Origin of the sequence: Paraburkholderia unamae, assembly GCF_003096875.1 — a bacterium.
GTDB lineage: Bacteria > Pseudomonadota > Gammaproteobacteria > Burkholderiales > Burkholderiaceae > Paraburkholderia > Paraburkholderia unamae.
The window spans coordinates 14,097-26,962 of sequence record NZ_QEOB01000036.1 but is presented as its reverse complement, the minus strand read 5'-3'; the positions used below and the strand labels follow the sequence as shown (position 1 = coordinate 26,962).

At 69.8% G+C, this 12,866-nt stretch carries 16 protein-coding genes; all 16 read right to left on the bottom strand.

Going from position 1 to position 12,866, the window contains the following annotated elements:
- Window positions 1-4 precede the first annotated feature (4 nt).
- The 16 genes from C7402_RS41790 to cybH all read right to left on the bottom strand — a co-directional run bounded on the left by C7402_RS41790 (window position 5) and on the right by cybH (window position 12,823).
- Window positions 5-1,024 (bottom strand): NADH-quinone oxidoreductase subunit B family protein, encoded by a 1,020-nt coding sequence (locus C7402_RS41790; RefSeq protein ID WP_116614736.1) that lies wholly within the window; start codon window positions 1,022-1,024, stop codon window positions 5-7.
- The gene (locus C7402_RS41785) at window positions 1,021-2,508 is read right to left on the bottom strand and encodes a sigma-54-dependent transcriptional regulator (RefSeq protein WP_116614735.1); all 1,488 of its coding nucleotides are present in this window, start codon (window positions 2,506-2,508) and stop codon (window positions 1,021-1,023) included. Before C7402_RS41785 ends, C7402_RS41790 begins: the two co-directional genes overlap by 4 nt.
- A gap of 139 nt (window positions 2,509-2,647) precedes the next feature.
- Complete coding sequence (gene hypE / locus C7402_RS41780; protein WP_116614734.1) at window positions 2,648-3,724, bottom strand: hydrogenase expression/formation protein HypE; 1,077 nt, start codon at window positions 3,722-3,724, stop codon at window positions 2,648-2,650.
- A complete protein-coding gene (gene hypD, locus C7402_RS41775; protein WP_116614733.1) occupies window positions 3,721-4,857 on the bottom strand; it encodes a hydrogenase formation protein HypD in 1,137 nt (378 codons plus the stop codon). The genes hypE and hypD overlap by 4 nt, the downstream gene beginning before the upstream one ends.
- Window positions 4,854-5,120 (bottom strand): HypC/HybG/HupF family hydrogenase formation chaperone, encoded by a 267-nt coding sequence (locus tag C7402_RS41770; RefSeq protein WP_116614732.1) that lies wholly within the window; start codon window positions 5,118-5,120, stop codon window positions 4,854-4,856. Before C7402_RS41770 ends, hypD begins: the two co-directional genes overlap by 4 nt.
- A complete protein-coding gene (locus tag C7402_RS41765) occupies window positions 5,111-6,286 on the bottom strand; it encodes a Kae1-like domain-containing protein (protein ID WP_116614731.1) in 1,176 nt (391 codons plus the stop codon). Before C7402_RS41765 ends, C7402_RS41770 begins: the two co-directional genes overlap by 10 nt.
- Window positions 6,283-7,359: a hydrogenase nickel incorporation protein HypB gene (gene hypB / locus C7402_RS41760; RefSeq protein WP_116614730.1), complete on the bottom strand. Its 1,077-nt coding sequence runs from the start codon at window positions 7,357-7,359 to the stop codon at window positions 6,283-6,285. Before hypB ends, C7402_RS41765 begins: the two co-directional genes overlap by 4 nt.
- Before the next feature lie 31 nt (window positions 7,360-7,390).
- Complete coding sequence (locus C7402_RS41755) at window positions 7,391-7,738, bottom strand: hydrogenase maturation nickel metallochaperone HypA/HybF (protein ID WP_112171509.1); 348 nt, start codon at window positions 7,736-7,738, stop codon at window positions 7,391-7,393.
- A gap of 48 nt (window positions 7,739-7,786) precedes the next feature.
- Window positions 7,787-8,896, bottom strand: a complete 1,110-nt coding sequence (locus C7402_RS41750; protein WP_116614729.1) for a hydrogenase maturation factor HoxV/HupK — start codon at window positions 8,894-8,896, stop codon at window positions 7,787-7,789.
- A complete protein-coding gene (gene hybE / locus C7402_RS41745; RefSeq protein ID WP_244315062.1) occupies window positions 8,893-9,438 on the bottom strand; it encodes a [NiFe]-hydrogenase assembly chaperone HybE in 546 nt (181 codons plus the stop codon). Before hybE ends, C7402_RS41750 begins: the two co-directional genes overlap by 4 nt.
- Window positions 9,439-9,464: 26 nt before the next feature.
- Window positions 9,465-9,698, bottom strand: a complete 234-nt coding sequence (locus tag C7402_RS41740; protein ID WP_112171506.1) for a rubredoxin — start codon at window positions 9,696-9,698, stop codon at window positions 9,465-9,467.
- A gap of 2 nt (window positions 9,699-9,700) precedes the next feature.
- Window positions 9,701-10,561: a hydrogenase expression/formation protein gene (locus tag C7402_RS41735; RefSeq protein WP_116614727.1), complete on the bottom strand. Its 861-nt coding sequence runs from the start codon at window positions 10,559-10,561 to the stop codon at window positions 9,701-9,703.
- Window positions 10,562-10,631: 70 nt separating this feature from the next.
- Window positions 10,632-11,102, bottom strand: a complete 471-nt coding sequence (locus C7402_RS41730; RefSeq protein WP_116614726.1) for a thioredoxin domain-containing protein — start codon at window positions 11,100-11,102, stop codon at window positions 10,632-10,634.
- A complete protein-coding gene (locus C7402_RS41725) occupies window positions 11,099-11,452 on the bottom strand; it encodes a HypC/HybG/HupF family hydrogenase formation chaperone (RefSeq protein ID WP_116614725.1) in 354 nt (117 codons plus the stop codon). The genes C7402_RS41730 and C7402_RS41725 overlap by 4 nt, the downstream gene beginning before the upstream one ends.
- Window positions 11,443-12,105 carry a HyaD/HybD family hydrogenase maturation endopeptidase gene (locus C7402_RS41720; protein ID WP_116614724.1) on the bottom strand — a complete coding sequence of 221 codons (663 nt, stop codon included), beginning with the start codon at window positions 12,103-12,105 and terminating at the stop codon, window positions 11,443-11,445. The genes C7402_RS41725 and C7402_RS41720 overlap by 10 nt, the downstream gene beginning before the upstream one ends.
- A 7-nt stretch (window positions 12,106-12,112) precedes the next feature.
- A complete protein-coding gene (gene cybH, locus C7402_RS41715; protein WP_112171501.1) occupies window positions 12,113-12,823 on the bottom strand; it encodes a Ni/Fe-hydrogenase, b-type cytochrome subunit in 711 nt (236 codons plus the stop codon).
- Window positions 12,824-12,866 lie beyond the last annotated feature (43 nt).

The window sequence follows — 12,866 nt, the reverse complement described above, 5'->3', positions numbered from 1 at the left end:
GGGCCTACTTGCGCACGGTAGAGCGCACGGCGGGCGGCACTTTCGTGTGATCCGCCGTCGCATTCTCGCGCACGCGCTTCGGTGTCGCGGCCTTCGAAAGCGAAGCCAGCGCGACGAACCAGGCCTTGGGCATGTCGCTCGGCAAGCCGATCGGAATGCCCGCGATCTTCGGCGTCTGATGGAACGGGTGCCCCGGTTCCTCGAAGCCCGGCTCGGTGCAGTTGATGCACGCGTAGCCGCCGCGCGTACACGAGCCGTCGCCGTTCCACAAGCGCGTATTGCAGTCGGCGTGCGCCTGCGTGCCCTTGCAGCCCATGTGCTCCATCATGCAGCCGAGGTCGGAGGGCTTTTCGGCGCTCGCCTTGTATTCGTAGAACTCGTTGCGCGTGCAACCATGATGAACGAGCTGGTCGGCGTAGAAGCGCGGCCGGTTGAGCGCGTCGAGCCCCGTTGCATCGAGCAGGTTCATCGACAGGCTCGCGAGCGTGTCGAGCACCCATTCGGGATGCGTGGGGCAGCCCGCGACGTTGACGACCGGTAGGCCGCGGCGCGACCGGTAAGCCTGCCCGAGCAGGCCGCCGGGCCGCTCGCCGTCGAACTGGAGGCCGCACGCCTCGGTGTGATTCGCCCCGCCCGCGCTGATGCCGCCGAATGCCGCACACGTGCCGATCGCCACCGTGTAGTGCGCGACCTGCGCAAGCCGCTCAACCCAGTCGATCATCGGCACCCCGGTGCCCGCGAGCACGTGAAAGCGCCCCGTACCGTTAGGACCGCGTAGCATCGCGCCTTCCACGCACAGCGCGTGCAGTTCGATCTCGCCGTCAAGGCAGGCTTGGAGGATGGTCTGCGCCTCGGCGCCCGTTTCGACCGACAGCGACGGATGCCACAGCACGTGGATGCCCGCGCGCACGAGCGTACCCGCGAAATCGACCGTATCGGCGCACAGCAGCGACATGTTGCAGCCGCCGCAGCCGCCCGACTGGAGCCACAGCACGTTGAACGCGCCCGTTGCCGCCGTGCTCATGTGCGCTCCTCCAGCCCGAAGCGCTGCATCTTCTGCCGCAGCCCGGCGCGCGAGAGACCCAGTTCGGCGGCAACACGCGTCCTGTTCCAGCGGTGCCGCAACAGCGCTTCCTTGATCAACATGGCCTCCATCGCGTCGAGTCGTTCTTGCAGGGTGCCGGTCGTCGCATGCATGACCATGCCGGAGGCGCCCGGCGTGGCGGGCTGCCCGCGCAGCACCTTCGGCGAAAACGCGTCCGCGCGGATCAGGTCGTCGTCGCTCAGCGCCACCGCCCGGTAGATTTCGTTGCGCAGCTCGCGGATATTGCCCGGCCACGGATAGCTGAGCAGCACGGCCAGCGCGTTGCCCGCGAACGCCAGTCCGCCGCGCTGCGGAACCTGGCCGGCAATGTCCTGAAGCAGCTTCTGCGCGATCGGCACGAGGTCGCCGCTGCGCTCGCGCAGCGGGGGCATCGAGAGCGTCGCGGTCGCAATCCGATAGTACAGGTCCTCGCGAAACCGTCCCGCTTCGACCTCGCGTTCCAGGTCGCGATGCGTCGCGGCGATCACGCGCACGTCCACCGGCACGGCACGCGTGGAACCCACGGGACGCACCTCGCCTTCCTGGAGCACGCGCAGCAGCTTGACCTGGAACGAGAGCGACATGTCGCCGATCTCGTCGAGAAAAATCGTGCCGCCGTTGGCCTGCTGGAACAGGCCCGTGTGATCCTGGAACGCGCCTGTGAACGCGCCGCGCTTGTGGCCGAACAGTTCCGATTCGAGCAGCGTGTCGGCCACGGCCGCGCAGTTCTCGACCACGAAGGGCCCCGCCGCGCGCGGGCTCCCGTAATGGATCGCGCGCGCGAGCAGTTCCTTGCCCGTGCCCGATTCGCCGAGAATGAGCAGCGACAGGTCGTAGCGCGCGAGCTTCGCGGCGAGCACGCAGACCGGGTCGAGCGGGCTGCCCGGCGAGCGCACGATCGAATCGAAACCGAACTCGCTTTGCACGCGCGCGAGCTTTTCGTGGCTGCGCCGCCGCAACAGCGGAACGCTGCCGCGCAGTTCCAGATCGAGGCGGCGCATGTCGTGCTGGAGCGACTGGGCCTCGGCGGCCTGGCGCACGGTTTCGATCAGGTGATCGGGCAACCAGGGCTTGAGGATGAACTGGTGGATGCCCGCCCGGTTGATGCCCGCGACGATGTCTTCCGAATCGGTGTAGCCCGAGACGATGATGCGCACGACGTCGGGCCAGGTCTCGCGCACCTCGCACAGGAATTCGACGCCCGTCTGCCCCGGCATGCGCTGGTCGCACAGGATCACGGAGACAGCGCGCTCCTGGAGAATCGCGCGCGCCTCGTCGGCGGAGCCCGCCGTCAACACCTCGAACTCGTCGTCCAGCACGCGCCGGGTCGTCTCCTGCAAGCGCGGCTCGTCGTCGACGACAAGCACGGTGGCGGGCTGGCGCAGCGGGAGCGTGGCGGGACTGGCGGGGACGGGCGAACTCATTGCTTGATCGAAGCCGTGGGGAACCGGTCTTTCAGGGCTCCCCGCGAGCGCAACGCGACTGGAGGGCGGACGATCCGCAATCATACCTTGAGTCTCCCGATACTTATCGTCACCACCGTCACCATCGAAGCAAGCGGGATCAGCAGATCCGCGGCAGTTGTTCGCCCGAGAGCCAGTCGGCAATGCGCCGGCCGCCGAATTTCGTCTCGATCTGCACGAAGCCGTGCGCGTCCTCGACCACTTCGCCGATGCGCGCCGCCGCCGCGCCCAACGGATGCGCGCGCATGGCTTCGAGCAGTGGCGGCGCGTCGTCGCTTGCGCAGATCGCGACCAGCTTGCCTTCGTTGGCGACATAAAGCGGATCGAGGCCCAGCAGCTCACACGCCGCATCGACTTGCGGCAGCACGGGAATCGCGCGCTCCTGAATGCGCATGCCGACGCCCGACTGGCCGGCGATCTCGTTGAGGGTCGTGGCAAGGCCGCCGCGAGTCGGGTCGCGCAGCACGCGCACACCGGGCGCGACGGCGAGCATGTCCGCCACGAGCGTGTGCAGCGCGGCGCTGTCCGAGCGGATCTCGGTTTCGAAGCCCAGGCCCTCGCGTTGCGACATGATCGCCACGCCATGCTCGCCGATCGTGCCCGAGAGCAGCACGACGTCGCCGGGCCGCGCCTGCGAGCCGTCGATATGAATGCCCGCGGGCACGACGCCGATGCCGGTCGTGGTGATGAACACGCCGTCGCCCTTGCCGCGCTCGACGACCTTGGTGTCGCCCGTCACGATCGGCACGCCGCACGCGCGCGACGCCGCGGCCATCGACTCGACGATGCGGCGCAGGTCCGCGAGCGGGAAGCCTTCTTCCAGGATGAAGCTCGCGCTGAGATACGAAGGCCGCGCGCCCGCCATTGCGACGTCGTTGACGGTGCCGTGCACGGAAAGGCTGCCGATGTCGCCGCCCGGGAAGAACAGCGGCGAGACAACGTGCGCGTCGGTGGCCATCACCATGCGCTCGCCGGGGCCGGGCGCGAGCGGCGCGAACGCGGCCTGGTCGTTGCCCTGGCGCAGCCATTCGTTATCGAAGGCCGCGACGAACAGTTCGCGGATCAGTTGCGCCGACGCGCGCCCGCCCGCGCCGTGGCCCATGTCGATGCGGCCGTCGCGAAAGTTCAGGGGCCGCACGTAGGCGGGCTTGACCGGAGAGGGTTGGGCTGGGCTCATGCTGCGACGACCGGGATATCCTTGAAACGACCATAAGAGTAGTGCGCGGCGCACGCGCCTTCGCTCGACACCATGCACGAGCCCATGGGATTCTCGGGCGTGCAGACGGTGCCGAACAGCGTGCAGTCGCGCGGGTGCTTGAGACCGCGCAGGATCGTCCCGCACTCGCACTTGCGATGATCGGCGACGGGCCGGTAGGCGAGTTCGTAGCGGCTTTCCGCGTCGTAGCGCGCGTACTTCGGGCGAATGCGCAGCGCGCTCGCCGGAACCTCGCCGAGGCCTCGCCATTCGAACGACTCGCGCGTTTCGAACACGTCCTGCATGAGCGCCTGCGCGGCCGCATTGCCCGCGCGCGTGACGGCGCGCGCGAATTCGTTCTCCACTTCGGCGCGGCCGTCGTTGACCTGGCGCACGAGCATGAGGATCGCCTGCATCACGTCGAGCGGCTCGAAACCGGCGATCACGACCGGCTTGCGATACCCCTGCGCGAAGGCCTCATAAGGCGCGGAGCCGATCACGATGCTCACGTGCGCGGGGCCGACGAAGCCGTCGAGCGGCACCGCGTTCGCGTCGACGGACGGCGCGGCGAGCAGATGCGTGATCGCGGCGGGCGTGAGCACATGGCAGCACAGCACGCTGAAGTTCTCCGCGCCGCTCGCCGCCGCCTCGCGCACGACGAGCGCCGTGGGCGGCGTGGTGGTCTCGAAGCCGATCGCGAAAAAAACGACCTCGCGCTCCGGATGCTCGCGTGCGATGCGCAGCGCGTCGCGCGGCGAATACACCATGCGGATGTCCGCGCCGCGCGCCTTGGCCCGCTGGAGGGACAAGCCGTCCGAGGCGGGCACGCGCATCGTGTCGCCATAGGTGCAGAGGATCACGCCGTGTTCGAGCGCGAGGCGAATCGCCAGATCGATGCGCCCGATCGGCAGCACGCAAACCGGGCAGCCTGGACCGTGGATCATCCGCACGTTGTCAGGCAGGAGATCGGCCACGCCGTAGCGGGAAATCGCGTGCGTATGACCGCCGCAGAACTCCATGAAGTGGTAGCGGCGCCCGGTCTGCGTCTCCGCCTCGATGCGCCCGGCAATGCGTGCGGCGATTTCGCCGTCGCGGAATTCGTCGACGTATTTCATTGGGCGGCTCCGGGTTGCGTAACGGACGCGTCATGCGCCTCGCCGAGCGACTGGGCGACCTCGCCGAACAGCGCGAGCGTGCGCTCGGCCTCTTCGGGGTCGATCACGCCCAGCGCGAAGCCGACGTGCACGATCACGTAATCGCCTGGGCGCGCGTCGGGCACGAGCGCGAGCGAGACCGTCTTGCGCACGCCCCCGAGATCGACGACACCGGTTTCGGCGTCGGACCATTCGATGAGCCGTGCGGGAATGGCTAGGCACATGCGCTGACTCCTCGTGCGGTCGTGGGCAGGGATAACACCTGCGGATCGTTTGCGGCAACCCAGGCCTGCCCGAGCGCCAGGCCTGCGTCGCCGCAGGGCACCGTCTCGGGCATGAGGGTGCGCACGTCGCGCGCCGCAAGCGACTCGCGCAGGCGCGCGGTGAGCAGCCGGTTCGCAAAGCAGCCGCCGCCGAACAGCACGGCGCGCCCCTGCGAGGCGTGCGCGGCCCAGTGGGCGAGCGCCTCGGCCAGCGCAAGATGAAAAACGGCCGCGCCGCGCGCGGCTTCGCCCGCGTCCGCGAGCGTCAGCAACTCGGCGAGGAGCGCGCGCAGGTCGAGCTCGCCGTTGTCCGCGACTTGCCACAGGCCCGCCACGGCGGGAGCCTCGTGCGCGACGAGGTAGCCGCTTGCGAGCCGTTCGAGCGCGATGGCCGCCTCGGCTTCGGCGCGCTGGCGCAGGCACACGCCGAGCAGTCCCGCCGCCGCGTCGAACCAGCGACCCGCGCCGGTGCTCGGCGGGCAATTGAGGCCGCGCGCGAGCATGACGCCGACCGTGCGCGCGGCGCGCTCGCCCACGGCGGCCGCAAGGCGCGGCTCGATTTCGTCGCTGCGCCCGAGCGCGTGCAAGGCGGCGGCGGCCATGCGCCAAGGCTCGCGCGCCGCGACGTCGCCGCCGGGCAGCGCAAGCGGCATGAGACTGCCGAGGCGCCGCCAGCCGGCGGGCGCCACTTCCAGCAGTTCGCCGCCCCACGCGGCGCCGTCCGTGCCCAGGCCCACGCCATCGAGCGCAAGCCCGACGACGGGCTCGTTCAGCCCGTGCTCGGCCGCCACCGCGCCGATGTGCGCGTGATGATGCTGGACGGCGACGGTCGGCACGCCGAGCCGCTCGCCCCATTCGAGCGCGACGCGCGTGCTGTAGAAGTCGGGATGCAGATCGTGCGCGATCGCGCGCACGGGCCGCCCCGCGCGCGCGGCGGTCTCGACGAGCGCGGCCACCGACGCATCGAGCGCCACGCAGTGCGCCGGGTCGTCGAGATCGCCGTGCAGCGGCGACCAGTGCACCTCGCCGCCCAGGCACACGCACGCGGCGTTCTTCAGCCACGCGCCCGTGGCGAGCACCGTCTGATCGCCGAGGGCATGCGGCAGATGCTGCACACGCGCCGTCATGCGGCGCCTCCCGCGCGCCGCTGCTGCGCGCGCAGCGCCGCAAGCTCGCTCTCCAGCACGCCGATGCGCTCGGCAATCGGGTCGCGCGCCCGCGCGATCCAGTCGAGCCACGCATCGAGGCCTTCGCCGGTCGTGGCCGAAAGCCGGATCACTTCGAGCGACGGATTCACTCGGCGCGCATACGCGATGCACTGCTCGACGTCGAACTGCACATAGGGCAGCAGGTCGATCTTGTTGACGATCATGAGGCGCGCGGCGGCGAACATGTCGGGATACTTGAGCGGCTTGTCCTCGCCCTCCGTCACCGAGAGGATCGCGACCTTCGCCTCTTCGCCGAGGTCCCACAGCGCGGGGCAAACGAGATTGCCGACGTTCTCGATGAACAGCACGCTGCGCGGGGTGTTGGGTGCTTTGGTCGCGACGGGCGCGTGTTCATGTTCGTGCTTGTGGTCATGGTGGTGACCGTGCTCGTGGTGATGGCCATGCTCGTGCTCGTGCTCGTGCTCGTGCTCGTGCTCGTGCGCATGGTCGTGCAGCGGCAGCCGCCCGAAGGCCGCCGTCACCATCGCCGCGTCGAGATGGCAGCCCTTGCCCGTGTTCACCTGGATCGCGGGCGCGCCGGCCGCGCGAATGCGCTCGGCGTCGTTCGCCGTCTGCTGGTCACCCTCGATCACGCCGACGGGCAGGCCCGGCATCCGCTCGCGCAACGCGGCGATCGACGCGCACAGCAGCGTCGTTTTCCCCGAGCCGGGGCTCGACACGAGATTGAGCGCACGCACGCCGTGCGCCATGAAGTGCTGCCGGTTGGCGGCGGCATGGCGGTTGTTCTCGCCCAGCACGTCCTGCTCCAGCTTGATGGTGCGCCCCTGGTCGAGGCCGGGCACCGTCACGCCCGCGGGCCCGAGGCCGTAGTGCAGGTCCTCGCCCGAAGCTCCCGAAGCCACCGCTGCGCCCGCTGCACCCGGCCGGGCGTGGGAATGAGAACCGGAGTGGCCGTGCGCCTGCGCGCCCTCGTGCCCCTGAGCGGCGTTTTGCCGATCGCCGGTGCTGTTGCACCCGCATACCACGCACATGTTGCTTCTCCTTGTGCTAATCCGATGATTGTCAGGCATCGTCGACGATCAGGTCGACGATGCGCAGCGCCGTGCCGCCGTTCGGCTGGAGCCAGTAGCCGCCGCAATGCGCGCAGGGCTCACCCCGCGCGGCCAGCGGCACGGTCGCGTTGCAGTTCATGCACCACGCGCTGCCCGCGGGTTCCTCGATCTCGACGCGCGCGCCGGCGAGGCAGGTGCCGGGGGCGATCGCTTCGAGGGCGAAGCGCAGCGCCTCGACCTCGACGCCCGCGAGGCGCCCGACTTCGAGCCTCAGCACCTTCACGCGGACGAAGCGCTCGCGCTCGGCGGCCGCTTCGACCGATGCCAGCACGCCGCCGGCCAGGCTTACTTCATGCATATCGTGGGTCCCGCCCGGTATTCCATGCTTCGTTTCATCGCGCTGCACTCACGCGCCGTCCGTGTCGACCGTATAGGCGATACACGGATCGAACGCGCCCATCCACACGCCGGTGCGCGCGGCCAGCGCGCCGTCATCCGGCGCGGGGTCGAGCCGCGACAAGGCTTGCGCGAGCGTGCCCTGGCGGTGGAAATTCCACTCGGTCGGCGCGACCACGCGGTAGTCCTCGATGCGGATGTCGTCGAACCCGGCATCGTCCGGCGCGAGCCGCACCCAATGAACCAGCACGCCGCGCGCCATCTCGCACCAGCCGATCGCCTCGCCGGGCGCGCAGGTCCGCGCGCCAAAGCGCAGCGCGCCTGCACCGCCGCCGCCCGCCACCAGCCGGGCCACGTCCGCGACGCGCGCGCCAAGCCGCAGCCAGGGCGTATCGTAGTCCAGCGCGCGCGGATCGTCGCTACGCGTCCACACGCCGGTCTCCGCGGGCAGGCCGTGCTGCAAGGGCGCTTGCGCGAAAGCGGGACTCCCGGCAATCGCCGTGGCCAGTTCGCTCAACCGCGCTTCGTCGATCACGAGCGGCCGCGGCGTGACGCACGCCGTATCGGCGTAGGCGCGGCAGTCCGCCAGCAACCGGGCCGGGAACGTCTCGGCCCGCGCGCTCCAGGCGCTCAGGCAACCGCGCGGATCGTCCGTCCAGTGCGCGAGCCACTGGCGCGCGGGCATGCCGAGAACATGCCGCTCCACCCATTCGGGCGCGCCTGCCGCTTCGACCGCCGTTCCGACATCAGGCGGCCTATGCGGCGCGGCGGCGGCCAGCCGCACGGGCCAGTCGGTCCAGATGCAGCGCAGATGCACGGCGAGCGTCTCGCGCGTGAGCATCGCGGCATGAGCCGCGTTCGCGTCGTCCTCCCGCTCGTGCTCGACGGAAGCGCCCGCCGCGCCGACCGCAAGTTCCGCGCAGAGCCTGTGCGCGAGTCCGCACAGCGCAAACAGCGCCGAAAGCCGCGACGCGGCGCTTGCCGCCGGTTGCCCGCGCAGCAGCGCGGCGGCGAGCGGCGGACGGCCACCCGCGATGCTGTCCGGCCGACCGGGGCGCACCCGGTACTGCCCGGCCAGCGCAGCCAACGCGGCCGACGCGGCCTGCGTCGCCGCGCTCATGCAGCGCTCCCGAACGCGCCCGGCCGCAACAGGAACGCGCGACGCGACGCGCGCGGCGCGACGGCCGATGTGTCGCCCTTCCCGTCGCCCTGCCCACCGCCTTCTGCACCGCGCAACTGCGCAAGCACGGCCCGCGCGGTCGCGGCGGCGCTCTCTTGCCCGGCGAATTCGAACATCGGCGAAAAGAGCGAGCAGCACGCGTACGCCCCCACGTCTTGCGCATGCGCGCCGATCCATTCGAAATCGACGTTGCCTACGCGCAAGCACGCTTTGCCGCCTGGGCGCGGACATGGCGCCGAGTCCTGCGTCGCGCCGGGCAGCCAGAGCAGATTCATCGACCACGGCGTGATCAGCACGCCAAGCCATGCGCCTCGCGCCCCGGCTTCGCCCGCCTTCGGCGCGAAGCCGATCGCTTCGACGCGCAACGCGCGATTCACAACCGCCATGTCGCGCATCGCACCGCTTGCGACCGTCTCGAAGTGCGCGACCAGCGCCGCCACCCGTGGATCGCCGTGCGCCGCATCTTGCACTGCATCGCTCACCGCATCTCGCACGACAGCGCGCGCGGTCAAGCCGCGTCCCCCAGCACCATGAACTGGTCCGCCGCGCCGTCGCAAACGGGGCAGCGCCAGTGCGCGGGCAGCGCCGCGAAGGGCACGTGCGGCGGAATCTGCCACACCGGGTCGCCTTGTTCGGGATCGTAGATCCACCAGCAGATCTTGCATTCGAGGCGCGTATGCGCCCCGATGCGGCTGCTGTCGCCGAGATAGCTGCCCTCGAATTGCCTCGTACGCTCGTCCATCGTCACGCCTCGCCCACCCACTCGATCAACTGGGCCAGCCGCTCGCGCGAATCCGCGAGGTCTTCCGGCGCGGCGCACACGACCTCCGGCAGATCGGTGATCTCGATCGTGTTCAGGATCAGCGTGTCCTGCGAGTTGAAATAGGCCACGCGCCAGCAATTCGCGATCGCCGTGCTGCCCACGCGGCAATTTCCATAGCCGCGCGAGAGCACTTGCACCGCGCCCTCGCCCAGCACGGCGTCGATCATTTGCTCGTCGCCCGGCGACAACGGCAGGAGCGTCAGGTTGAGAACGTGAGGCGCATCGCCGGCACGCCAGCGCGCGACGTGATCGCGCACCTCGCTCAGGATCGAAGGCGCGTTCATCACGCCCGGCGGCAGCAACGCCGGCAAGGGCGCCATCGGCTGCGTGCCCTGCGCGGGCCGCGCGAGAAGCGCCGGAGCCGCGCCGATTTCGAGGCGGTCGGCCCCGCTCGCGCCGCCGGGCTCGACCACGCGCCACAGCCCGGTAAATACGGTCTCCTGGATCAGAACGCTGCCGCGCTGCGCATCGTCGATACGCGCGCTGACCTCGCCCTCGCCCAGCACGTCGTTGAGAATGCGCAGCGCCGCCGCGTCGCAGGTCGTGAGATCGACCACTTCGGGCGGCGTGCCGGGTTCGTATGCCGCGAGTACGCGCAATACTTCGCGCAGCACGCCGCGCGCGGCGTCGAGCGAGCGCGCATCGGCGCGCTCCGGCAGCGACGGCGCGACATAGGTGCGCATGCCTTGCGGCATCGGCAGATAGTCGAGCACCGCATCGCCCTCGTCCTGGCTGCCAGGGCCGAACGGCACGACGGGAACGGGAAACGGAATCATGGACATGGTTGGCAATCCCGATGATTGATCGATGTGCAATCGACGCTTAACGAGGCGTAACGACGCTTAACGACGATTAGTGACAGCCCGCCGAAGCGCCGGCGGCGTGAACGGGAATGCCGATCGAAGGCGCCCGCGTAGTCGGCTGCGCGAGCGCATGGGCGACGTTGGCCACGTAATCGTCCCAGTCCATCATGCCCGCGAGCGTCGTGACATAGCCGCCGTCGCGCAGCCACAGCAAAGCGGGCCAGCGCTGCGAGCCGAAGCGGCGCGCAATCGCGTCCTCGCTTGCGCGCGTCGCCACCGCCGCGCGCAAGGTGCGGCCAAAGCGGCCCGCCGCCAGGCGCGCGAGTTCGGGCAGCACCACGGCCACGTCGAGCGATTCGGGAAAGCGCACCGGGTCGCCCGCGAGCAGCACGACACATTCGCCGCCGTCCGCAAGCCATTCGTCGAGCGTGCGTTCGTCCACGAACACGGCGTGTCCGTCGTCGATCAGCCGCTGCACCACGGGCGCCGCGTCATGCGCGGCGCCGCTCGTATTTGTCATGTCGATTCCTCGGAGGACCGGTGACCGCCGCGCGCCGTTCGCACGCCGCCGGTCAGCCGGATCAGGTCGTCCACGCCAAGCGCGGACGGCAATTCAAAATGCGCGTTCGCGCGGGCCATGGCGGCGTCGCCCGCCAGCGCCCGTTCGACGAGCGAAAGCGTCGCGTCGATTTCCGCCGCGCGCGTCGCGTCGATCTTCTCGCGCGCCGCGTCGAGAAAGACCAGCAGCCATTCACCGGCGCTGCATGGGCCAACCAGCGAAGTGTCGATGCGGCGGCGCTCGCCGCGCGCGTCGCACCACGCCTGCAAACCCTGCGCCTCGATCACCCGCATCGGCACGCCTATGCACACGACGGCGGCTCCTCGTGGCGCGAGCGCAGCAACACCCGCTCGTCGCCGGTACGGCAGGCATCGGCCTCGCTCGGCCGCTCGCCTTCGTAGCGCGCGAGCGCGAGATGCGGCAGCGTGACCGCCTCGTCGGCGCGCAGCGGCGTGCGGCGTGGCGAGGGCTCGCCGCCCCATGCCGCGAGGCGCTCGACGCCCAGTTCGAGCGCGCGCTCCAGCGACGCCTTCACGGCGGGCCGCAGGCTGCCGCCGTAATCGTCCACTTCGTCGGGCTGGCAGCCGACCAGCAGCACGCGGCGCGGATACCGGCCGGTCAGGCGCGCAAGCATCAGCACCTCCTGGAAGCCGGTCTGGTGCAGGCTCATCTTGCGCACGCCGAGGAATGCCGGTACTTCGTCATCCTCAACGATCTTCAGCGTGCCGGGTGCGAGACCGTAATCGACGGCGTCGAAAATCAGCAGGCTGTCGGCGGCCTGGACGTACTGGACCAGATACAGCCCTTGCGTGCCACCGTCCATGAGGCTCACGTGCGGGGCGAATTCGAAGCGCTGCTGGAGCGCCTCGATGCAGCGCACGCCAAAGCCCTCGTCGGCCCACAGCACGTTGCCGATGCCGAGCACGACGATGGCGGGCGCGCCGCTTTGCGGGGAAGTCAGCATCGCGGCCTCACTTCTTGAACGTGCGGTAGCCCGAGATCATCGAGCCGACCACGCTTTGGCGGCCCATGATGTCCTCGCGGATCGCCGCATAGACATGCAGGATCACGAAGATCAGGATCGCCCACATGCCGAGGTGATGCCAGGTGTGCACGCCTTGCGACTGGCCGAGCAGCGGACGCACCCAGCCAAACGCAATCTGCTGCCACGACCCCGCCTGCGCGCCTTCGCCGTACAGCGCGAAGCCGGTCACGATCATGAACAGCGAGACCAGCAGAAACACGAAGAACATCGCGAATCGCGACAACGGATTGTGTCCGCTGAACTGGCGCGGCGTGGGCCCGAGGAACGCGTAGTAACGCAGCATCGCGAGCATGTCGAGCCAGTACTCGCGCGTGAACACCGGCACCCAGAACATTTCGCGCGCGTGGTGATTGCCGACAATGGCCCAATACGCGCGGCCCGCGAGTCCGATGGCGAACAGGTAGGCGGCGGTGAAATGCGCGAAGCGGATATAGCCCATCAGAAAATGCGCGCTCGCCTCGCCGGGCTGCGTGGGAAGCGGCGAGCCGATCAGATAGCCGGTCACCGCCAGCACCACGATCGACGCCGCGTTGATCCAGTGCCAGATGCGCACCGGCGCTTCGTACACGTAAATCGCCTCGGCGGGCGGAACGGTGTCGCGCGCCTCTTCGCGTCGGGAATACGATTGCATCGTCATCATCCTTTCTTGGCCGCCACGGCGCCGGCGAGCGCAGGCGCCG